27 protein-coding genes are annotated in these 20,699 nt (G+C 65.9%); 18 read left to right on the top strand and 9 right to left on the bottom strand.

Translation table 11 applies throughout. From position 1 onward, the window contains the following. Window positions 1–10: 10 nt before the first annotated feature. Complete coding sequence (locus ACIHA7_RS01280) at window positions 11–670, top strand: RraA family protein (protein WP_397284341.1); 660 nt, start codon at window positions 11–13, stop codon at window positions 668–670. Between the two features lie 8 nt (window positions 671–678). Here ACIHA7_RS01280 and ACIHA7_RS01275 read toward each other — a convergent pair whose 3' ends face one another. Then, window positions 679–2,103: a pyridoxal phosphate-dependent decarboxylase family protein gene (locus ACIHA7_RS01275; RefSeq protein ID WP_397284339.1), complete on the bottom strand. Its 1,425-nt coding sequence runs from the start codon at window positions 2,101–2,103 to the stop codon at window positions 679–681. Window positions 2,104–2,307: 204 nt separating this feature from the next. On the opposite strand from ACIHA7_RS01275, the gene ACIHA7_RS01270 reads away from it, so the two are divergent. Continuing rightward, window positions 2,308–2,742 carry a MarR family winged helix-turn-helix transcriptional regulator gene (locus ACIHA7_RS01270; RefSeq protein WP_397284337.1) on the top strand — a complete coding sequence of 145 codons (435 nt, stop codon included), beginning with the start codon at window positions 2,308–2,310 and terminating at the stop codon, window positions 2,740–2,742. 118 nt (window positions 2,743–2,860) lie between these two features. Further along, window positions 2,861–3,442, top strand: coding sequence for a TerD family protein (locus ACIHA7_RS01265; protein ID WP_135232881.1), 582 nt, complete (start codon window positions 2,861–2,863; stop codon window positions 3,440–3,442). A gap of 6 nt (window positions 3,443–3,448) precedes the next feature. Here the strand turns inward: ACIHA7_RS01265 and ACIHA7_RS01260 are convergent, their stop codons facing one another. Together ACIHA7_RS01260 and ACIHA7_RS01255 are read right to left on the bottom strand one after the other, a co-directional pair. Then, entirely contained in the window at window positions 3,449–4,063 is a 615-nt protein-coding gene (locus ACIHA7_RS01260; RefSeq protein ID WP_397284334.1) for an SAM-dependent methyltransferase, read from the bottom strand. Continuing rightward, window positions 4,060–4,812, bottom strand: a complete 753-nt coding sequence (locus ACIHA7_RS01255; protein WP_397284332.1) for a PIG-L deacetylase family protein — start codon at window positions 4,810–4,812, stop codon at window positions 4,060–4,062. The genes ACIHA7_RS01260 and ACIHA7_RS01255 overlap by 4 nt, the downstream gene beginning before the upstream one ends. Window positions 4,813–5,176: 364 nt before the next feature. On the opposite strand from ACIHA7_RS01255, the gene ACIHA7_RS01250 reads away from it, so the two are divergent. The 3 genes from ACIHA7_RS01250 to ACIHA7_RS01240 all read left to right on the top strand — a co-directional run bounded on the left by ACIHA7_RS01250 (window position 5,177) and on the right by ACIHA7_RS01240 (window position 8,956). Beyond that, window positions 5,177–5,449 carry a GlsB/YeaQ/YmgE family stress response membrane protein gene (locus tag ACIHA7_RS01250; RefSeq protein WP_397284330.1) on the top strand — a complete coding sequence of 91 codons (273 nt, stop codon included), beginning with the start codon at window positions 5,177–5,179 and terminating at the stop codon, window positions 5,447–5,449. A 35-nt stretch (window positions 5,450–5,484) separates the two neighbouring features. Continuing rightward, window positions 5,485–7,206 carry a thiamine pyrophosphate-dependent enzyme gene (locus ACIHA7_RS01245; protein ID WP_397284327.1) on the top strand — a complete coding sequence of 574 codons (1,722 nt, stop codon included), beginning with the start codon at window positions 5,485–5,487 and terminating at the stop codon, window positions 7,204–7,206. A gap of 184 nt (window positions 7,207–7,390) precedes the next feature. Beyond that, window positions 7,391–8,956 carry an ABC transporter substrate-binding protein gene (locus ACIHA7_RS01240; RefSeq protein WP_397286431.1) on the top strand — a complete coding sequence of 522 codons (1,566 nt, stop codon included), beginning with the start codon at window positions 7,391–7,393 and terminating at the stop codon, window positions 8,954–8,956. A 106-nt stretch (window positions 8,957–9,062) separates the two neighbouring features. Here ACIHA7_RS01240 and ACIHA7_RS01235 read toward each other — a convergent pair whose 3' ends face one another. Then, complete coding sequence (locus ACIHA7_RS01235; protein ID WP_397284325.1) at window positions 9,063–9,590, bottom strand: GNAT family N-acetyltransferase; 528 nt, start codon at window positions 9,588–9,590, stop codon at window positions 9,063–9,065. 119 nt (window positions 9,591–9,709) lie between these two features. Between ACIHA7_RS01235 and ACIHA7_RS01230 the strand changes: the two genes are divergently transcribed. Both ACIHA7_RS01230 and ACIHA7_RS01225 read left to right on the top strand, forming a co-directional pair. Beyond that, a complete protein-coding gene (locus ACIHA7_RS01230; protein WP_135232874.1) occupies window positions 9,710–10,312 on the top strand; it encodes a ClpP family protease in 603 nt (200 codons plus the stop codon). A 2-nt stretch (window positions 10,313–10,314) separates the two neighbouring features. Beyond that, window positions 10,315–10,908: a ClpP family protease gene (locus ACIHA7_RS01225; protein ID WP_397284322.1), complete on the top strand. Its 594-nt coding sequence runs from the start codon at window positions 10,315–10,317 to the stop codon at window positions 10,906–10,908. Between the two features lie 4 nt (window positions 10,909–10,912). On the opposite strand, the gene ACIHA7_RS01220 is transcribed toward ACIHA7_RS01225, so the two are convergent. Together ACIHA7_RS01220 and ACIHA7_RS01215 are read right to left on the bottom strand one after the other, a co-directional pair. Further along, window positions 10,913–11,284 carry a helix-turn-helix domain-containing protein gene (locus ACIHA7_RS01220; protein WP_397284319.1) on the bottom strand — a complete coding sequence of 124 codons (372 nt, stop codon included), beginning with the start codon at window positions 11,282–11,284 and terminating at the stop codon, window positions 10,913–10,915. A gap of 65 nt (window positions 11,285–11,349) precedes the next feature. Further along, window positions 11,350–11,760, bottom strand: a complete 411-nt coding sequence (locus ACIHA7_RS01215; RefSeq protein ID WP_397284317.1) for a pyridoxamine 5'-phosphate oxidase family protein — start codon at window positions 11,758–11,760, stop codon at window positions 11,350–11,352. Window positions 11,761–11,910: 150 nt separating this feature from the next. Between ACIHA7_RS01215 and ACIHA7_RS01210 the strand changes: the two genes are divergently transcribed. The 3 genes from ACIHA7_RS01210 (at window position 11,911) to ACIHA7_RS01200 (ending at window position 13,854) form a co-directional block, all read left to right on the top strand. Then, window positions 11,911–12,258: a hypothetical protein gene (locus tag ACIHA7_RS01210; protein WP_397284314.1), complete on the top strand. Its 348-nt coding sequence runs from the start codon at window positions 11,911–11,913 to the stop codon at window positions 12,256–12,258. 61 nt (window positions 12,259–12,319) lie between these two features. Continuing rightward, a complete protein-coding gene (locus ACIHA7_RS01205) occupies window positions 12,320–12,649 on the top strand; it encodes a plasmid stabilization protein (RefSeq protein ID WP_397284312.1) in 330 nt (109 codons plus the stop codon). Between the two features lie 311 nt (window positions 12,650–12,960). Next, a complete protein-coding gene (locus tag ACIHA7_RS01200; RefSeq protein WP_397284310.1) occupies window positions 12,961–13,854 on the top strand; it encodes an EamA family transporter in 894 nt (297 codons plus the stop codon). A 304-nt stretch (window positions 13,855–14,158) separates the two neighbouring features. Here ACIHA7_RS01200 and ACIHA7_RS01195 read toward each other — a convergent pair whose 3' ends face one another. Together ACIHA7_RS01195 and ACIHA7_RS01190 are read right to left on the bottom strand one after the other, a co-directional pair. Then, on the bottom strand, window positions 14,159–14,623 hold the full coding sequence (locus ACIHA7_RS01195; protein ID WP_397284308.1) for a hypothetical protein: 465 nt from the start codon (window positions 14,621–14,623) through the stop codon (window positions 14,159–14,161). A gap of 432 nt (window positions 14,624–15,055) precedes the next feature. Further along, window positions 15,056–15,334 carry a glutaredoxin family protein gene (locus tag ACIHA7_RS01190; RefSeq protein WP_397284306.1) on the bottom strand — a complete coding sequence of 93 codons (279 nt, stop codon included), beginning with the start codon at window positions 15,332–15,334 and terminating at the stop codon, window positions 15,056–15,058. 20 nt (window positions 15,335–15,354) lie between these two features. On the opposite strand from ACIHA7_RS01190, the gene ACIHA7_RS01185 reads away from it, so the two are divergent. The 5 genes from ACIHA7_RS01185 (at window position 15,355) to ACIHA7_RS01165 (ending at window position 18,267) form a co-directional block, all read left to right on the top strand. Next, a complete protein-coding gene (locus tag ACIHA7_RS01185) occupies window positions 15,355–16,470 on the top strand; it encodes a phosphotransferase family protein (protein WP_397284304.1) in 1,116 nt (371 codons plus the stop codon). A 101-nt stretch (window positions 16,471–16,571) separates the two neighbouring features. Then, complete coding sequence (locus ACIHA7_RS01180) at window positions 16,572–16,979, top strand: hypothetical protein (protein WP_397284301.1); 408 nt, start codon at window positions 16,572–16,574, stop codon at window positions 16,977–16,979. Window positions 16,980–17,164: 185 nt separating this feature from the next. Further along, complete coding sequence (locus ACIHA7_RS01175) at window positions 17,165–17,503, top strand: hypothetical protein (RefSeq protein WP_397284298.1); 339 nt, start codon at window positions 17,165–17,167, stop codon at window positions 17,501–17,503. 120 nt (window positions 17,504–17,623) lie between these two features. After that, entirely contained in the window at window positions 17,624–17,803 is a 180-nt protein-coding gene (locus ACIHA7_RS01170; RefSeq protein ID WP_397284295.1) for a hypothetical protein, read from the top strand. A gap of 110 nt (window positions 17,804–17,913) precedes the next feature. After that, window positions 17,914–18,267: an HPF/RaiA family ribosome-associated protein gene (locus ACIHA7_RS01165; RefSeq protein WP_397284293.1), complete on the top strand. Its 354-nt coding sequence runs from the start codon at window positions 17,914–17,916 to the stop codon at window positions 18,265–18,267. On the opposite strand, the gene ACIHA7_RS01160 is transcribed toward ACIHA7_RS01165, so the two are convergent. Next, window positions 18,264–18,713 (bottom strand): hypothetical protein, encoded by a 450-nt coding sequence (locus ACIHA7_RS01160; protein WP_397284291.1) that lies wholly within the window; start codon window positions 18,711–18,713, stop codon window positions 18,264–18,266. The genes ACIHA7_RS01165 and ACIHA7_RS01160 overlap by 4 nt on opposite strands. 153 nt (window positions 18,714–18,866) lie before the next feature. Between ACIHA7_RS01160 and ACIHA7_RS01155 the strand changes: the two genes are divergently transcribed. Together ACIHA7_RS01155 and ACIHA7_RS01150 are read left to right on the top strand one after the other, a co-directional pair. Then, complete coding sequence (locus ACIHA7_RS01155) at window positions 18,867–19,823, top strand: GlxA family transcriptional regulator (RefSeq protein ID WP_397284289.1); 957 nt, start codon at window positions 18,867–18,869, stop codon at window positions 19,821–19,823. 198 nt (window positions 19,824–20,021) lie between these two features. Continuing rightward, on the top strand, window positions 20,022–20,645 hold the full coding sequence (locus ACIHA7_RS01150; protein WP_397284287.1) for a class I SAM-dependent methyltransferase: 624 nt from the start codon (window positions 20,022–20,024) through the stop codon (window positions 20,643–20,645). Window positions 20,646–20,699 lie beyond the last annotated feature (54 nt).

Genomic DNA, 20,699 nt, shown 5'->3' with positions numbered 1-20,699 from the left:
GGCGGCGCCGATGCTGACCGATGAACTTGTCGCGAAGGTTCACTCCGTCGATACGACCGCGCTGTGTGACGCGGACAAGTCGATGCGGGTGATGGACACCGGGATTCGGGCACGGTCGGCGGAGGTGCGGATTCTCGGGCCTGCATTCACCGTGCGTTGTAGAGGTGACTTCTTTGCGGTGCTGCGGGCGATCGAGTCCGCCGCGCCGGGCGAGGTGATCGTCGTGGATGGCGATGGGAGCGAAATCGCCTTTGCGGGCGAGATTTTCGCGCGCGGTGCGCAGGTTCGGCAGCTCGGCGGGATCATCATCGACGGGGGATACCGCGACATCGGTTACGTCCGGCGTTGCGAGCTGCCGATCTATAGCCGATTCGTCACACCCATGGCGGGGACCACCGCTCAGCTCGGAGAGTTGCAGACCTCGGTGACCTGCGGTGGCGTCGCGGTGGCGCCCGGCGACGTGATCATGGCCGACGAGGAGGGGGTCATCGTCGTCGATCCGGCGCGCCTCGAGCACCTCGTCGAGGCAGCGACGGCCGTCAAGAACGCCGAAGCGGCGGTTATCGCCAAGCTCGACGCCGGGGCGACATTGAGCGACGCGATCAACGTCGCCGCACACACCGAGGCGCTCCGCAACGGTGAGCGCTCATCTCTCCAGTTCCTTGTTTGACCAACGGTCTATAGGCGGGGCCCGATTTCGCGGATTACCTGAATCAGCAGGTCGGCTTCGGGCTCGGTGATCCGCCAATTGACGAACGTCGGCCGCAGCGCGGTCATGCCTCGATACGTGGTGGTGCCGACATAGACGCGGCCGTCATCGAGAATGGCCGCGCCGAGCCGCGCGTTGAGGTCGTTCAGCTCGGCCTCCGGCACACCCGGCGGGCGGTATCGGAAACAGGTGACGCACAACTGAACCGGCGCCAAGAGCTCGAAGTCGGGTGCCGCATCGACTACGCGGCCGAGGTGGACGGCGACGTCGAGGTGGCGTTCCACCATGTCGCGATAGCCCGCCCGGCCGTAGGCGCGCAGAGTCGCCCAGATCGGGAATGCTCTTGCGCGGCGCGAGGATTCGGGGCCGTGCATGTTGTAACTGATCTGTTCGTCATCGAGGGTCGGCAGGTAGGCGGCGCCCCAGCCGCCGAAGGTCTTGCCGAGCACCGTGCTGTCCTTGACGAAAGAAAACCCGCTCTCCTGCGGCACATTCAGCCATTTGTGGCCGTCGGCGGTGATCGAATCCGCCCGCTCGACGCCGCGGGCGAGGTGCGCCGTGCGCGGGGAGACCGTCGCGAACAGGCCGAAAGCGCCGTCCACGTGCAGCCAGGCCCGATACTGTTCGGCCAGGTCGGCCAGCTCCTCGATGGGGTCGGAGTCGCCGGTGTTCACCTCGCCGAGGTTGCCGACGATCACCGCGGGCGCGCCGTCGAGCTCGACCAGCGCCCGCTCCAGCGCCGCGAGGTCGATCCGTCCGGCATCGTCACGGACGAAGGTGCGCAACGTGTCTCGGCCACAGCCGAGGATCTGCAGCGCCTTGCGAGTGCTGGCATGCACCAGTCCACTGGTGAACACCGGCAGCTGCGGCAGGCCGGCCAACCCTTGGGCGACCACGTCCACCCCGTACCGATCGGCCCACCAGTAACGGGCCGCGGCCAACCCGGTCAGGTTCGCGAAGGTGGCGCTCGGGGTGAGCACCGCGCCGAAGTCCTGCGGCAGGCCGAACAGCTCCTCGAGCCACCCGAGCACGACGGTTTCGGTGCGAGACGCCAGCGGCGAGGTGACCCACAGGCCCGAGTTCTGGTCCAGCAGTGCGGTTACCCAGTCCCCGGCCAGGGCCGCCGGTGTCGACCCGCCCACCACGAGATGGAAGAAACGCGGCCCGGCCGAGTGCACCGACGCCTGCGTGCCGACCGACAGCAACTGCTCGATCGCCGCCGACGCACCGACGCCGTGCTCGGGCAGCGGGCCGCCCAGGTCGTCGATCAGTGGGTCGTGGGTGGCGTCGTGCACCGGTCGCTCCGGCAGGCTGTCCAGATACGGTCCCGCCGCATCGTGGACCAATGCCAACGCCTGCGCGGCGACGTTCTGTTCTTTCAGCGGATCGGCCATGCCCCACCGAACCGCGCGTCGGCCGCCTTTGTAAATAGCCAGTCGGCCAATATGATCCGCTCTCGTCGTGGCCGAGACTCGCCGAGCCCGCCCGTTGTCTGCGGTCGCCGGTCAACCGGCACGACCGCCGAAAACGCCGCTTCGAGGTTTGAGTGTCAAAGTAACTTCATAGGAGACTTCAAGTAGCTGTCTACACTGTGGTCCGTGACAGTGGACCTGCCTGAAGCAGACCTCGGTTATCGCCTGCTCGCCGAGCTCCGTACGGTCTCCGACCAGCTCGACGCCGCCCTCGTCAGCGTCCTGCGCGACCTGGATCTCACCGTGCCGTCGGCGAACATGCTGTGGCATCTCACCCCGACGGCCGCGCCGCCCTCGATGTCCGAGCTCGCCCGCCGCACCTGCAGCGACCCGTCGACGGTCACCTTCATCATCGACAAGTTGGAGAAACGCGGCACCGTCGAGCGACTACCCGGCCCGGCGGACAAGCGCGTGAAGGTGGTGGCGCTCACCGTCGCCGGCGTGACACAGCGCGAAAAACTGGTCGACGCGATGACCCGGCATCTGCCGCTGCGCCGGCTGTCCGCCAGGGAGCAGCGTCAGCTGCACCGGTTGCTGTCGAAAGCCACATCCAGCGCTTGAGCATCGGCGAGAGCCGTTTGCTATCAATAGATTTCGTGGTTGCCTGTGTTGTCGCCCATTAGCCGAATGAGAATCTTTCCGGCGCTTGAAGTTACGAAACCCCCGCTAATGTGAACCCATGATCACGCTCAAGAAAGAAGACGGCGCCGCGGATCTCGCCGGCGTCACCAAGCTCAGCGTCGGAGTGAGCTGGGATCCGTCGGCGGGTGCCAGCGGTGGGGCGCTCGGCTGGGCGCGCCGCAAGAAAGGCGTCGACCTGGACCTGATCGCCATTCTCATGCAGGGCGCCGAGCCGGTCCGCTTCGCCGGGCTCGACTCGCTCGACCCGCTGGGCAACGGCTCCGTGCTGCACAGCGGTGACGAACAGTCCGGCGCCGCCGCGGGCGACGACGAGACGGTGCACGTCACCTTCGCCGACGTGCCCGGCGGCATCGACGCCATCATCTTCGTCGCGGTGGCCTTCAAGAAGGGCAGCTCGTTCGAGAAGGCCAACAACATCAGCTTCAAGGTCTACGACGCCAGCGGCGGCACCAGCCAGCAGGTCGCCGACATCTGGCCGTCGCTGCTCGGCACGGACAACGCCAATGCCGTTGCCCGCGCGTTCCGCTCCGGCACCACCTGGCAGCTGGAAGTGCTGAACCGCAAGGGCAAGATCAAGCAGGGCGACAAGCAGGCATTGCTCCGCTTCGCCATGGCGTAGCCGGGGTCAGGGGGTCGCGACGGAGATGGGGTCGCCCGTCGTGAAGACGTCGAGCAGCATGTCTTCGTCGTGATAGCCCGCCAGCGCCGTCAAACCCTGGGTGGTGCGGGCGATGGCGTGCACGTGGTCACCGGACAGCGGGTACTCGGGCACCTTTCGGCGCCAGTGCACACACAGCAGCGTGCCGTTCGGTTCGAGATGCGCCACGGCCTCCCCGAAAGCCGTGCGCAGAGTGGTCGAGTCGAGGTAGTAGCAGACCTCGCTGAGCACGATCAGGTCGAAATGTTCGTTGGGCCATTGTTCGCCCAGCGCCCACCGCCGGAATTCGACTGCGCCGCGCTCGGATTCGGGCAACCGATCGATGCGTTTGGCTGCCGAGTCGAGGACTTGGGCCGCGATGTCGGTGCACACCAGTCGATCGCAGCGGTCGGTGAGTTCCACCGAGAGGGCGCCGATCGCACAGCCGGGTTCGAAGGCGTTGTGGTAGCGGGCTTTCGGTAGCGCTCCCAGGACGAGTGCGCGCTTGCGCTGTTCGTACCAGCGGGTGGTGAAGCCCCACGGGTCCGGATCGTGGGCGTACGTGTCCTCGAAGTAGTCCGCGGCCAGCCCGGTCTCGTTCATACGAAGAACGTTTCCGTGTTGCCGGTGAATCGGTCGATCACCGTGGGCGACAGGATGGGCTGGTCGGCGGGGTCGTCCGACATCGGCAGGATCTGGCTGCGGAATTGCGCCAGCGCGCGCACCTTGGCCTCGACCGCCGACCCGGGCAGGGTCAACGTTCGGGCGCGGCTGGCGGGCACCACCGGATGCTCCGGAGTGGCCCAGTGCCACATCCACACCGGGAATTCCAATAGCCGGGTCGCGGTGCCCGCGCAGGCCGCGGCGGCGGCCCGCCCGACGGCCTCGTGGTCCGGGTGACCATCACGCCGCCAGGTCGTCGCACACCAGGCGCCCGTGTGGCCACATCGCGCGAGAATGTCCGACAGTGCGTCGGTGACCGCTGCTTCGTCGGCGGCCACCCGGCCGTCGCGGATGCCGAGCCGGATCGGTGCGTCGACGGCCAATTCCTGGGCCGCCCGGCGCGATTCCTGCACCCGCAGGGCGGCGAGCTCGGGCGGTGAGCAGGTAGGAGAGCCCGGATGGGACGCTTCGCCGTCGGTCACCGTGACGACGGTGACCGGCAGGTCGCGCGAGCGGGCCAGCGCGATCAGACCGCCGACCCCGAGCACCTCGTCGTCGGGGTGTGGCGCGACGACGATAAGGTGCCGCCACCCGGTCAGCGAGAGTTCCGGGCGACGGTGGCGCCAGCGAGTCCACGTGCGCTCGGGAGTGTCGCCGGCGGCGAGATGGATTATCGGTTCGGCAACCATGTGGACTCCTTGGCACGGCCGAGCTTCGCGGGATCTGACGCCGCGTGACTCTGGCGATACGAACATCGACTCCGCCGCAAATAAGCAGCGAACGTCGGCAGTGTTCGCTACCTCGCGCTCGCCGCCGGAGACGCCACCACCGCTGAGCACGACAAATTTCCGCCGGTCAGCGGGCAAATTGCGGACTCTCTCGCGCGGACGGGAGTCGCTCATTCGCATCGGCTACCCGGCACCGATCCGAGCAAACGGTCAGCGAGTCTCGATGTGGTGAAACTCGCGGCTCTGCTTGGGCTGCGCTGCGAGGGGTATGACCGCCGCAGCGCGTTCTTTTCCGGCGTGCCAGAACCAACGTCAGGAGGACATCATGCTGGGTCTCGGGATCATCGGATGGATCATCATCGGCGGCCTCGCAGGCTGGCTGGCCAGCAAGATCATGAAGACGGACGCTCAGCAGGGGATTCTGCTGAACATCGTCGTCGGCGTCGTCGGCGGTCTGCTCGGCGGCTTCCTGCTGAAGGCGCTCGGCGTCGACGTCGAGGGTGGCGGGCTCTGGTTCAGCTTCTTCACCTGCATCGGTGGCGCGGTGATCCTGCTGTTCCTGGTCAATCTGGTGACCGGACGCCGGGTTTCGCACTGATCACCGAACCGACTGACTAGAAGGAGGAGCCGACGATGACCACTGTCGCGGAAATGATCGTCACTGCGCTGGCCGACCAGGGTGTCACCCAGGTCTGGGGCGTCGTCGGCGACGCACTGAATCCGATCACCGACGCGATCCGCCGCGAAGACCGGATCGAATGGATCGGCGTGCGACACGAAGAGGTCGCCGCCTACGCCGCGGGCGCACAGGCCCAGCTCACCGGCACCATCGGGGTGTGCATGGGAACCGTGGGCCCCGGCTCGATCCATCTGCTCGGCGGTCTCTACGACGCGAAGAAGTCGCACGCACCGGTGCTGGCGATCTGCGGTCAGGTGCCGACCTCGGAGATGGGCAGCGAATACTTCCAGGAGGTCGACAACGACGCGGTCTTCCGTGACGTCTCCGAGTTCACCGCCACCGTCACCAGCGCCGCCCAGATGCCGCGGCTATTGGAGCAGGCTGTGAACGCCGCGGTGTCCCGGCAGGGCGTGAGTGTACTGACGATTCCGGGCGACATCGGCGGACAGAAGCTCGACTCCGACGAGCGCCCCCGATTCGTGGCCCGCGACCGCACGATCATGGCCGGTACGGCCGAGATCGTGCAGGCCGCGGACACGCTCAACAAGGCGGACAAGGTCACGCTGCTGGTCGGCATCGGGGCCAGGGAGGCGCGCGAGGAGGTGCTGCGGCTCGCCGAACAACTCTGCGCGCCGATGGTGCTCACCATCAAGGCCAAGGAAGGCCTCGAGCACGACAATCCTTATGCGGTCGGGCAGACCGGTCTGATCGGCAATCCCGCCGCCAACTCGGCGCTCGAGGACTGCGACGTGCTGTTCATGGTGGGCACCGACTTTCCTTACCGGGATTGGTATCCCACCGGCAAGACCGTCATCCAACTCGACTCCCGGCTCGACCACATCGGTCGCCGCACCCCGGTCGATGTCGCACTCGTCGGTCACGCTGGTCCCACGCTGCGCGAACTGCTCTCGAAACTGGACGCCAAGTCCGCCGACAAACATCTGAAGAAGGCGCAGACGGAGTATCAGCGCTGGTCCGGACTGCAGGATCGGCTGGCCGAGCCCAAGCACGATCGCAAATTCCTCGGCCGCATCCGCAAGCATCTGGACAACCCGGATCAGCTGATCCGGCCGGAAGCGGTCGCCGCCGCGGTGAACACGCACGCCGCCGACGACGCCATCTTCACCTCCGACACCGGCATGTCCACGGTGTGGCTGTCCCGATTCCTCAGCCTGCGCGGCACCCGTCGGCTGCTCGGCTCCTACAACTTCGGGTCGATGGCCAACGCCATGCCGCAGGCGCTCGGCGCGCAGATCCTCGATCGCGAACGCCAGGTGGTGGCCTTCTGCGGCGACGGTGGCCTGATGATGCTGCTCGGCGACCTGCGGACGGCGGTCACCTACGACCTGCCGGTGACGCTGGTGGTGTTCAACAACGGACGCCTCGGCATGGTCAAGCTGGAGCAGGAGGAAGGCGGCCTGCCCGAGTTCGGCACCGTGCTCGACAATCCGGATATCGCCGCCGTCGCGCGGGCGATGGGCCTCGAGTCCCGGCGGATCACCGACCCCGACGAGCTGGACGGGGCGGTCGCGGAAGCCTTCGCGCAGCGCAAACCCGTACTGCTCGATGTCGTCACCAACCCCGAGGAGATCTCGATACCCCCGAAACCGACCTTCGACCAGGCCTGGGGATTCGCCATCGCCAAGGTCAAGGAGACGTTGGAGAGCCGGACATAAGAGGTCGGCGCCCGCGGCGGCCCGCCGCGGGTCCGATCATCGGTGGATCCCATGACAACCGACGCCGGAATGGTTAGTGTCCGAGGACATTCCAAGGCGATCGGGTGGGGCCCCGATAGCCGGTTCGAAATCGGGAGAACGCGTGAGATTCACAAGAGCTGGTGCGCTGCTCGCGGCGGCACTGATGGCCACAAGCCTAGGGCTGACCGCATGCTCGTCGGACGACGGTGGCGACGCCGACATCGTCACGGTCAACGGCGGCGAGCCGCAGAACCCGTTGGTACCCACCAACACCAACGAGAACATGGGCGGCCGGGTGGTCGACCGGTTGTTCGCGGGGTTGAAGTACTACGACGCCAACGGTGTGGCGCACAACGAGATGGCTGAGTCGATCGAGTCGTCCGACCGCAAGAACTACAAGATCACCATCAAGCCGGACTGGAAGTTCAGCGACGGCACCCCGGTCAAGGCGAAGTCGTTCGTCGACGCCTGGAACTTCGGTGCGCTCGCCACCAACGCGCAGCTGCAGAACTACGTGTTCGCGCCGATCATCGGGTTCGACGACGTGCAAGCGGAAAAGCCTGCGGTGCAGACGATGTCGGGGCTGAAGGTGGTCGACGACCGCACCTTCACCGTGGCGTTGAAGCAGCCATCGATCGACTTCGAGGTCGGCCTCGGATTCGCGCCGTTCTACCCACTGCCCGAAGCCGCGTTCAAGGACCTGAAAGCGTTCGGGGAGAACCCGATCGGCAACGGCCCGTACAAGTTCGCGCGCGAGGGCGCATGGCAGCACAACGTTCAGATCGACCTGGTGCCCAACCCGGAGTACAAGGGTGGCCGCGCGCCCAAGAACAAGGGCCTGCGGTTCGTGATGTACCAGTCCTATGACACGGCCTACGCCGATCTGACGGCGGGTAACCTCGACGCGCTCGACATCATCCCCGACACCGCGATGTCCTCCTACGAAAAGGATCTCGGCGATCGGGCGATCAAGAAGCCGATCGCGTACAAGCAGGCGCTCGGCATCCAGACCAACGTCCCCCACTTCAGCGGTGCGGAGGGTGTGCTGCGGCGCAAGGCGATCTCGATGGCGATCAATCGGGAACAGATCTGCCAGAACATCTTCAACGGCACCCGGATTCCGTCGCTCGACTTCACCGCACGAACCCTGCCGGGTTACAGCGACAAACTGGCAGGCAACGAACTGCTGAAGTACAACCCGGAGGAGGCCAAGAAGCTCTGGGCGCAGGCCGACGCCATCTCCCCGTGGTCGGGCCGCTACGAGATCGCCTACAACTCCGACGGCGGCCACCAGGCCTGGGTCGAGGCGACCGCGAACAGCATCAAGAACACCCTCGGTATCGAGGCGGTCGGTGCGCCGTACCCGACGTTCAAGAACATCAGGGACGCGATCACCGGTAAGACGATCGGTAAGGCGTTCCGGCACGGCTGGCAGGGCGACTACCCGACCATGCTGCAGTTCCTGACCTCGCAGTACTACAGCTTCTCGGGGACCAACAGCGTCACCTACGACAGCAAAGAGTTCGACGAGCTGCTGAACGCCGCGCTGGCCGCGCCGACCCTGGAGGAGTCCTACCGGATCACCGCCAAGGCGCAGGAGCTGCTGTTCAAGGACATGGCCGACATCCCGATGTTCGACTACGTCGCGGCTGCGGGACGGTCGGAGAAGGTGAAGAAGGCCGAGCTCACCTGGAGCGGCCTGTGGGACTTCGAGGGTATCGAGAAGTAGTGCGCTGAACCGCGCACCCGAGGCCCGCTGACGCCGAATGCGTCAGCGGGCCTTGCGCATTCAGCGCTGGCCGTTGGCCCGACGCGACATTCACCGCCGTGACCGCTCAGTCGATGGCGTCCACGCTGGGATCGCGCGATCCGTCGAACCTTTTGACATAGCGATGGGCGGGCACGTCGACCGGGCCCGTCGGACCCGGCGCCCGATGCACGAACAGACCTTCGTCGGACCACCCGTGCTTCTCGTAGAACGCGCGGGCCCGAGTATTGCCCGGCACCACGGCCAGCCAAGCCTGCTGGTGGCCGTTGGCGCGGACCCGGCTCTCCGCTGCGGCGAGCAGGCTTGCCGCGACGCCGGAGCCGCGGTGGTCACCGGAGACGTAGACCTGGTCGACCTCGTCGTCGTGCACCATCACGAACCCGGCGACGGCGTCACCCACGGTCGCCACGGTGGTGTCCGGGACCCGTTGTGCCGCACGCGTATCGAAGGATTCGCGCGGGCGGACCGCGATCAGCTCGTCGGGGATGTTTCCCAGATGTGCGTCGCACCAGCCCGCGTACCAGATCCGCGCGATCGTCCGTACGTCCGCCGGGTCGGCCGGGCGCAGTAGCACGACCGCAACTCCCTCTGTCATTCGCGAACCTTAACAACTTCGGCCGACGTGAGCGGGCCGAAGATTCCCTGGTTCCCGGTCCGGTCTGCTGTCGGCAGACACAGCGGCTTTCGGTGCTCGAAGGGAAGTAGACCTGAGTCATGATCGAAACATCGCACCTGGACTACCGGGGCCAACTAGCCGACCGATTGCTCCGGCATCGGACGATCCAACTGACCGGTGAGGTCGATGACGCGATGGCTGAGCGGGCCTGCACCGAACTGGTGCTGCTCGCCGGCGAGAACGACAAGCGCGACATCGTCCTCTACATCAACTCCCCTGGCGGGTCGGTGCTGGCCGGCCTCGCCATCTACGACACGATGAAGCTCATCCCGAACGACGTGGTGACCGTGGCGGTCGGCTTCGCCGCGAGCATGGGGCAGGTGCTGCTCGCGTCGGGTACCAAGGGGAAGCGAATCAGCTTGCCGCACAGCAGGATCATGATGCACCAGCCGTCCGCGGGCATCGGGGGCACCGCCATGGACATCGCGATCCAGGCGGAGAATCTCGAGTACATGAAGTTGCAGTCGGAGCAGATTCTCGCCGCGGAGACGGGTCATTCGCTGGAGGAGATCAGGATCGACAGCGACCGGGACCGCTGGTTCACCCCGGAGCAGGCCCGCGAATACGGCATCGTCGACGAGATCGCCGCCAGCTTCGCGCAGATCGCACCATTCACCAACGCACACCGAGCGGGGTTGTGACCATGTCCCAGTACACGATTCCCCATGTCATCGAACGCACTCCCAATGGCGAGCGCTCGTTCGACGTCTTCAGCCGACTGCTCAATGACCGAATCATCTTCCTGGGCACCGAGATCGACGACGGCGTCGCGAATGTCGTGATGGCGCAGCTGCTGCACCTCGAGTCGGAGTCGCCGGACCGCGAGATCAGTCTCTACATCAACTCGCCGGGCGGCTCCAACACGGCGATGCTGGCCATCTACGACACCATGCAGTTCATGCGCACGCCGGTCGAGACCTACGCCATGGGGCAGGCGGTGTCGGCCGCGGCGGTGCTGTTGGCGGCGGGCACGCCGGGGCGCCGGTACGTGCTGAACCACTCCCGCGTGCTGCTGCATCAGCCGTCGGCACAGGGGCAGGGCACCATCTCGGACCTGGCACTGCAGGCAGCCGAGGTGATGCGGGTGCGCGCGCAGACCGAGGCCATCCTCAGCAAACACACCGGTCAGAGCGTCGAACAGCTACGCAAGGACACCGCGCGCGATCGCGTGTTCACCGCGCAGGAAGCGGTGGCGTACGGCTTGGCCGACGAGCTGATCTTCACCCGCGACCACTGACGGCTCAGGCCGCCAGCAGTTCGACGCGCGCCTCGGAGACCGGGCGGCGGCGCAGCTGCCGCAGCGCGCCCAGTTTCCGAGCGCCGCGAAAAAGCAGGGACTCGACGGGGAGGTCGAGCGCGAGGCAGATCGAGCGCAGCATCTCTGAGGACGCCTCCTTGCGGCCCCGTTCGATCTCGGACAGGTACTGCTTGGACATGCCGACCTCCGTCGCCACATCGGCCAGGGTGCGGTCCTGGTCCAACCGCTCGTCCCGCAGTACTTCGCCGTAGACCGAACGCAGCAGCGGCGACGCCGTCTCGACCCGGTCGCTGCGGGTTTCGCCACGGCGGCGCGCATCGAGATCGACTACGACGCCATCCTCTGCTGCTGCCATACCGACGAGTCTTACACCCCGTCGCGCCGCCTCGGGCCATGTTCACCCACGGCAGACAAACTCGGTCAGGCCCCGTTGCTGCCGACGTATTCGATGCCGGTGATGATGTCCGGGTCGATGACGATCAGCTGATGGTCCTGCGCGGCCGCCGGCTGCAGGTGGTCCTGGTACTTGGCGAGTTCCTGACGGTCGGTGACGGTGTCGGCGACGCCGGTGATGATCACGCACCGGCCGAGCGTGGTCTGGTGATCGATGGTGTCGACCTCATAGGCGACAACCTGTCTGTGCAATGTGCGGATCATCGCCGGGTCGGCGGCGATCACGATGCAGCCGTTGACAACCGTGTGCCGGACAGGCCGGATCGCGGGCAATGCGTGCCGCGAGAACGCGATACGGCCGAAGCAGACGCTGTGCAGCAGATCCAACGATTCTTCTACCGACAGCGCACGCGTCTCGCCTGCGTGGTTGGCGGGCATGTCTCCATTGTCCCACCTGTTGCGGATCGGTTTCGGGGCATGAACGCCGATGGCGCAAATTGCTTGAATATCCCTAGAATTAAGGGTCTGCTTCGAGTCCCGAAGTGCGGCTCGCAGGCGTCGACCCACCTACCAACGGAGGAGGAGGCCATGCCTGATTCCGCACGACTCGACTACACCGGCGATACCACGCGTGTGCGCCGCCCCCACAGAGCCGACCTGTTATTCGAATCCCCTGGCGGTAACGCACAATTCGCCGATATCGGTGACCGTTTGGTCCGGCATCTGTTCGACGTGGGTCTGCGACTGCACCACGTCCTCGACGCACTCGACCCGGCCACCCAACCACAGCTTCGCGACACCATCACCGCCCTGGTCGATGACCTGGACATGTTGATTCGCGACACCGGCCTGGCCATGCTCGCCCTCACCGCCGAACAGCAGGGATCGGCGCCGACCGACGGCCGGTCCGCCAGAGTCCGGCCGCGCCGCCGTTGACCAGAAAATTCGGCATGTTTGCCTGCTGATGCCTGGGTACTCGATGCCCAGGAGGTGTGACATGCCGAAACAGTGGAGTGACAAACGAGAACGGCAGTACGAGCACATCAAGGACTCGGCCGAGGACCGCGGCGCGAGCACCAAGCGGGCGAAAGAAATCGCCGCTCGTACGGTCAACAAGAATCGCGCCCAGTCCGGCGAGTCGAAGACGGCGAGCCGGTCCTCGGTCCGGGACAAGTCGCCGCAGAGCCGGGGCGGGCAGCGGTCCGGTCGTAAAGGGCCGAGGGGGATGACCCGCGACCAGCTCTACAACGAGGCCCGGCAGCGCGGTATCAAGGGGCGCTCGAAGATGAACAAAGGGCAGCTCGAGAAGGCGCTGGGACGCTCGTAGCACCTGCACGGCACGAGCTGGCCGATTGCTCGGAGACGGCCAGGTAGTTTTCGGCGCGCTAATTCCTGGCATTCGTGTGCGGTGAATGTTTCCGCGGAGACATTCAGCGCACCGGTCTGTGCTGTGCTGTGGGGGCAAGAACATTTGCATTTTCACGTCGGCTGATCGTTCGCGCTGAATCGGTTCGGCGCGCCGCTCGTGAAAGCGATATCGCGGGCGTCAAGAGGGGTGGGTCCGTACCCCTATGTTTTCTGGGTATCCGGAAAGGGGGCGGGTGCGGATGATGGGTAGTGGAGGGAGGGGATGTCGGGGTGGCGATCGACGTCGAGCGGGTGGGGATCGGGGGCGGGGCTCGGGGAATCGTCGAGCGAGGGCTCAGCGCAGTGCCGCCTACGGCGTTGGTGTTGACGGGGATCGTCAGTGTGCAGGTGGGCGCTGCGCTGGCCAAGCAGTTGTTGTCGGCGACGGGGGCAGCGGGGGCGGTCAGTATGCGGCTGGTGTTCGGCGGGGTGGTGTTGCTGGTGGTGTGGCGGTCCGCATTGCGCGTCGGGCGGCAGGCGATGCCGGTTGTGCTTGCGTGTGGCGCGGTGCTGGGGGTGATGAATCTGCTGTTCTACGCGGCGATCGATCGGATACCGCTCGGGATGGCGGTGACGATCGAGTTTCTCGGGCCGCTGGCCGTGGCGTTGGGCGGGTCGCGGCGCTGGACGGATCCGCTGTGGGTGCTGCTCGCCGGGGGCGGAGTAGTGCTGTTGACCCAGGTCGATGGTGCGGTCGACGGGGTAGGGGTGCTGTTTGCGGTGGGGGCGGGGGTGTTGTGGGCGTCCTACATTCTGTTGAGTGCGGCGCTCGGCGAGCGGACCAGTGGTGGGGGAGGACTGGCGATCGCGATGGCCTTCGGCGGGGTGCTGATGGCGCCGCTCGGGGTGGTCGACGCGGGGCGTGCATTGCTCGAACCCGAAGTTCTCGCAGTGGGATTCGCGGTGGCGATGTTGTCGTCGGTGCTGCCGTACTCGGTGGAGTTGGAGGCGTTGCGGCGGATTCCGCCTCGGGTGTTCGGCGTGCTGATGAGTCTGGAGCCGGCGGTCGCGGCGCTGGCCGGGCTGGTCGTGCTCGGTCAGTTCATGAACATTCCGCAGTGGGTGGGGGTCATCTGCGTGGTTGCCGCTTCCGCAGGGGCGACCAGGACTGCTGAGAAGCGTTAGGGCACAGCAGTTCCACGTGGGATGTGGCCGTACGTTCGAAGGACGCCGCACGGTTCGTGGCTCGAGTTGGGCCTGTACGTGGACGGCGAGCGGATCGAGGCTGCTCCACCTACGAATCCGCTCGCCGTTTACATCAACTCCGCGACACCGTGGTCCGGGTGACCGATTCCGCCGGTGCGACCAAAGTCGGGAACTGTCAGCCGATCATCACCGGTGGGGACGAAACTCTGGGGTTGACCAAAGAATCATCGTTCATGTGAGTGTCAGGAGTTGGACCGCGGTGCCGGTCTGGTCCGCCGAGAAGCTACTCGGCTCCGACCCACTTCAAGTGGTAGTCCGACTTGAAGGTAGCCGCATCGACGAATCCCGCGCTCACCGTGCCCATTCCGGGCTTCGACCACTTTTCACCGGCGGAATCCTTGACGGTGACGGTCACCTTCTGGTCCTTGCCGTCACACTTCGATTTTTCTTCGCCTTCGACCGTCTCGGTGACTTTCACCTGAGCGGCGCCGGACGGCGGCTCGGCGGCTTCTTCGCCTACCTTTGCTTCCTTGGCTTGTTCTTCGACGGTGACCGTGAGCTTCTTGTGCTCTTTGCTGGTGCAGTTGTAGGTGACCTCGACATCCAAGGTCATTCCGTCCTCGGCAGCGGTGACGCCGTCGACGCGAACCCACTCTTTGGCATCGGCCGAAGCCGTTGCGGCCATACCGATCTGCAGTGCCGCGGCGATCGCCACGACGCTGCCTACCAGAACCTTTGCTGTGCGCATAGAAACGCTACCTCCCATTGCTGTTTCGGCGACGCCGGTAGCCGAGCCGAGAGCTACCGGTACGTCAGGACTGCTGGCAGAACTGCCATCTGAAACGTGTAATGCAGGCTCTTGGCGCGCTCATGAGAAATGTGGAACAGTGTCCATCGCATTTTCCGGGGCCCCGAGTGCGAGCCGGAGTCGCGGCTGCACCAGGGCGGGCAATGTGCGGCGGCCACATACCTGACCGTCGGAATCGGATGGATCGCGGAAAGGTTAGCGCACTAGATCAGGGGCGACAAAATGCCAGCTCAGGGGCGTTTCCGGTGAATATGAACCGCTCTCCATGATTACCGGAAATTACACCCATCCAGAACTGCCTTGGCAACGAATTCGCTATAAGAGTTCGAATTGATTGCTTACTGACAGTTGTCGGTGGATAACTGCGCGTCGCTATGACACGCGGCGCGGTGCGGCAAGAGCTGCGCGAATCTCATCGACACTCGGATTCACCAGTTGGTGCCCGTTCACCAGCACGGTCGGCGTGATCTCGTCTCCACCGGTGATCGCCCGTACCTCAGCCGCGGCTGCCGGATCACGAGTGATGTCCACTTTGCGGAAAGGGATGCCCGCCAGGCGAAGCCGGACACCGAGGCGCTGGCAATACGGGCACCACCGACGCCAGTAGATAGTGATCGGCGCGGCGGTCTCGGCCGGTCCGGACTCGGTCATCGTGGTCCCCGATGCACTCGTTGTTCGCGGGAGCACTGCGTCCCGCAGCGGATATCACCCGAGCCTATACCTGCGGATACGCCCATGTCCGCGCTCGCGCCCCCCCGGAACGCAGTCAGGTAACCCGGCTCCTGATCCGCTCGGAAACCGCGCCGGAAAATTCAATCGATCCGGGCTGCCGCCATCTCTACGGTCAAGGCGTGATCGATCGGTTTCTGAGCAAAGGGCAAGCCGCCGATATCCTCCGTCCGATCTGGCCCGATGTGCTCGTCACCGAGGTTCGCGCCCGTACCGCTGGGCAGTTGAGCTCTGTCTACGAGGTGCGATCCGCAGCACCCGTCGAGGCGGTGATCGTAAAGGTGTACGCCGATCAGTGGCGTTGGAAGCAGGCCAAGGAGGTCTTCGTGTACCGGCTGCTGAGTGCGCACGGAGTCGGCCCGGTGCCGGTGATCCTGCGGGTCGAGCCCGATACCGCCTTGTTCGGTTACGCGTTCACCGTCATGACCGTGCTGCCGGGCGTGCCGCTTTCGCATGTCAGTGCCGATCTCGATGGGGAACAGACGGCTCGGATCTACCGACGGCTCGGCGCGACACTGGGGGCGATACATCGGATCGGACAGGTCACTTATGGCTATCTGACAACCCGAATCTTGGATCCCGAGCCGGACAACACGGCCTATATGACGCGTCAGTTCGCGAAGAAGCTCGCCGAGTTCGAGGAGCTCGGCGGTGACCCGGAGCTGCACGCCGGGATCCGGAACTATGTTGCGAAACAAGCTGACCTGTTCCGTCGTTGCGAAGCGCCGGTGCTGTGCCACAACGACTTCCACGAAGGAAACGTCCTTGTCGAGCACCGGGGCGACGGCTGGGAGGTCAGTGGGTTCATCGATGTGGAGAATGCCGTGGCGGCGGATCCGCTGCTCGACGTCGCCAAGACCGACTACTACGCCGTACAGGGTGATCCGGTGAAGCGGAGCGCGCTGGTCGGGGGTTATGGACCGATGCCTGAGGATTGGGCGGCGAGGCTGGTGCTCTACCGGCTCTATCACGCCCTGGAACTGTGGGATTGGTTTGCTGCTATCGGGGAGGTGGCGCCGTTGAGCGGAATCGCGGCCGATATTCGTCGAATGGTCTGAAACATTCGACGGTTTGTGTCACATGGACGGGCTCGGGGGGTGAGGATGCTACGTACTCGCCGGGGTGCGGTGCTCCGGTGCGCAGGACTAGGACCGAATTCATGAAGGCTGTACGGATGCGAGTGGGGGCTGTTGCGGGAGTGGTCGGGGTCGCGGCGGTGGCCGCGGTGTGTGCGGCGCCGGGGGCGGGGGCGACGGTGACGCGGGTGGGGCTGGCGCCGGGGCTCAGTTTCGGGTCGTCGACCAACTATGGGACGGGGTGTAAATATCAGGCGCGGGCTGCGGTGACCGACGCGGTGCAGCCGGTTGTCTTCTACGACAACGGGATTCCGTTCGCGGTGACGCGGCCGTCCGGCGGCACGGCGTTGGTTGACTGGGTGCCCGCGACGGCGGGATTGCACACGATCAGCGCGGTCCAGGCGCCGGACGATCGGATCATCGCGGGAGTGGATATGCGCGTCGGGACCGGTATGCACGTCGGAAACGGCTGCGTCGTCGTCAACGGCTGAATCGGACAAACCGGTATTGCTTCCGGTGCAGTCGAATTGCGCCGCCAACCGAGTGGTGGGCGCGGCGTTGCGGGGCTACCATCTCCTCGTCGGGCGCCCGTGAGGAGGGCAGTGATGTGGGAAACTCCGTGCGGGACGGCCAGCGCCGATCCCGCTCGCGGCCCGCTGTCGCTGGGGGTACGGACATGATCAAAGTCGAACTCGACATCAATTCCGGCAAGCCGAATCCGCGGTGGAAATTGACGCCAGGAGACGAGGCGCAGCTGCACGGATTGATCGCCGCGGCACCGCGCGCTGCCGTCGCTGAGATCGAAAACCACAGTGAATACCGAGGTTTCGTCGCCCAACTCTCGGACGAGGAGACCCTACGCGTGCATCGCGGCGTCATGGAGATCGCGCGCGGTGACCAACGCTCGTACCGCACCGACGACGATCGCGCGGTCGAACGGTGGCTGCTGGCGACCGGACGGCCATCCCTAGAGCCCGGCGACTACCAGACTGTCGTTGCGGCGCTGTGGGATTGAGCGCTGGGCGCTGCGGGATTGAGCGCTGGGCGCTGCGGGATTGAGCGCGGCCCTGCCGAAGCCCCGGCGGCTCCCGCACATCTTCTGATTTCCCGCACACCGACTTGCCGTCCTGCACGCGTGCGAATACCAGAGCGGTGCGGCGGCTCGCGCGAAGCCTGTTGCGGCAGCTGCCAGCCGAAGCTGCTGGAGACCGGTGGACCGGTGGAGCTCGCGGAGTTCTCCGAGGTCGTCGGCTGGCCGTCGGGCGGCATCACCGGTGCTCGGATACCCGTCGGCAAGGTGTGCTCGACCAGTTAGCCGAGCGCGACAGCATGGCTCTGCCCCGGACGCGTATGACCTCGCCCACAGCTTCCGCGCAGGTAGTGTCGGTTTCGTGGAGTTTGCTACCTAACGGAATGGAGAGAGCTGTGCAGATCCAGATCAATACCGGAAGCGGCATCCACGGCGGCGAAGACCTGAACCGGTGGGCGGAGACCGAGATCGCCTCGGTGCTCGATCGTTTCAGCGATCAGTTGACGCGGGTCGAGGCCCATCTGAGCGACCAGAACGGCGAGAAGGGCGGGCCGGAGGACAAGCAGTGCGTGCTGGAGGCTCGGCCCGCCGGCCAGAACCCGGTGGCGGCCACGCATCGTGCGGGGTCGGTCGAAGAATCGGTGCGCGGTGCGGCCGACAGCATGGCGCACCTGCTCGACAGTAAGTTCGGCAGGCTGCATCACGCCAAGGGCGGGGAGACGATCAGGCACATGCCTGCCCCCGATTAAGCCCCGGTGGTGGAGCCGGGACGCACGATCATCAGCACGGTGACGACGACCCACAGCAGGTTGAAGATGCCGGTGTCCATGCCGAGCCGGCGGATCAGTGTGGGCGTCGCACCGGGCAGGTCGGCGAGGATCTTGTGCTGGCCCGGCAGGATGAGCAGCGCGAGCACCCCACCCGCGGCGGCGGTCAAGCCGATGGAGACGATGAGCCAGGCGTCGGTGAGCACGCCGAGACTGAGCGCGGTGAGCGCGCCGAAGATCGGGACGAGGATCCCGAGGTAGGCGTAGACGCGGCAGATGCGGTGCAGCGTCGTGAGCACGGCGGGTTCGCTACCGGTGTCCGTCAGGGCGCGCCGCGTGGTCGGTGGGAACATGCTCGCCGCGACCGTCACCGGTCCGACGGCGAGGATCACGGCCAGCACGTGGACCGACAGCAGAAACTTCGTCACAGCGGCGAGGTTAGCGGCGATCCGATCGACGAGGAATAGGCGAAACTGCCATACATCGGTCGATTCTGGCCAACTCCTCTGACCACGTAATTTTATCAACATGGGCAGCTCACCGCCATTGGCGCGAATCCGGCAGCGACCTAGCATGGTGCCATGCATGTGGTGGCTGTTCTCGCACTGGACCAGGTCATCCCCTCCGACCTCACAACACCCATCGACGTGTTCGGCGGCGCCAGGCTGCCCGACGGTCGGCCCGCCTATCGGGTACGGGTCTGCGGTGCGGCGCCGACGGTGGACGCCGGCGCGTTCACGCTGCAACCACCGTTCGACCTGACGGCGCTGGCCGAGGCCGACACGATCATCGTGCCCGGCCGCGCCGACCCCATGCTGCCGGTCGCCGACGACGTGCTCGACGCGCTGCGGCAGGCGGCCGCCGCGGGCACTCGAATCGCCTCGATCTGCGTCGGCGCCTTCGTCCTCGCCGCCACCGGCCTGCTGGACGGACAACGCGCGACCACGCACTGGGCCGCCGCCACCGAGTTCGCGGCCCGCTACCCCGCCATCGACGTCGACCCGGACGTGCTCTACGTGGACAACGGTCAGCTGCTCACCTCGGCGGGCGCGGCCGCGGGAATCGACCTGTGCCTGCACCTGATTCGCCGCGATCACGGCTCCGCGATCGCCGCCGACGTCGCCCGCCTGTCGGTGGTCCCGCTGGAACGTGAAGGGGGACAGGCGCAATTCATCGTGCACGACCAGCCGCCGACCCCGCGCGGCTCGGCATTGGAGCCGATAACCCGTTGGCTCCAGGACAATTTCGCGAAGGACCTGACCCTGGCGGACATCGCCGCGCAGGCCGGGATGAGCACCCGCACGCTCAACCGCCGCTTCCGTGAACAGACCGGGACGACGCCGTTGCAGTGGCTGCTGCGGGCCCGCATCCGCCAGGCGCAGTACCTGCTCGAATGCACCGGCCATCCGGTGGACCGGATCGCGGGGCAGGTCGGCTTCGGGTCGCCGACCGCATTCCGGGATCGGTTCAAGCGGATCGTCGGCACCAGCCCGCACAGCTATCGAGCGGCCTTCCACGGGCCGCGATCGAGGGCCTGACCAGCACGGAAGGATGTCACGTCAACCGGAGTAACCCGCTCCGTATCTCGATAGAATTCATCCGTCGAATCCCGATCCACCATCAAGGCTAGGGACAGGTTGGTTATGACCGAGAATGACGGAACACCCCGAGTCGTCCCATCGACGATCGATTACGAACATGCTTATAGCAGCGGCACCCCCTTCGAAGGCGTGACCATGGACCGGCTCCCCTGGGAGATCGACCGGCCGCAACCGCTGCTCGTCGAGTTCGAACAGGCCGGCCGGATCAGCGGCGACGTGCTCGACATCGGTTGCGGCCGAGGGGATACCAGTGTTTATCTGGCCGGTCTCGGCTATCGGGTCACCGGGCTGGATTTCGCGCCGACGGCGATCGAGGCGGCCCGCGCCCGGGCGGCGGACAGCGGTGTGGCGGCGTCGTTCGCCGTCGCGGACGCGACCGTGCTCGCCGGATACGACAACCGGTTCGACACCGTGGTCAGCAGTGCCCTCGCCCATTGCCTCGATCCGGAACAGCGCAAGGCGTATGTGTCGGCGGTGCACCGGGTGCTCCGGCCAGGCGGGCGGTTGATCCAATTCTGTTTCTGCGAAGCCGAATACAGCGACGCCTATGCCCCGTACGCGATCGGCGAGGACGAACTGCGCAGCGCCTTCGGTGCCCCGGACTGGCACCTCACCGAGTTCCGCAGCGGCAAGCTGACCGCGATCAAGCCGACGCCCACGTTGCAGGAGGTCTTCGAACGCGACGGTGTACAACTCGACTACGACGAGGACGGCTCTATGCTGCTGCCCATCTGGGTGGTGGAGGCCGAACGGGTCTGAGCCGCGGGCCGATGAGTTTCCGTTCGCTACTCCGTCAGATCAGGCAACACAGGC

It is taken from the genome of Nocardia sp. NPDC052316 (genome assembly GCF_044547795.1).
Lineage (GTDB): Bacteria > Actinomycetota > Actinomycetes > Mycobacteriales > Mycobacteriaceae > Nocardia.
The sequence above is the reverse complement of the archived record's forward strand: the minus strand, read 5'-3'. Positions and strand labels throughout refer to the sequence as shown.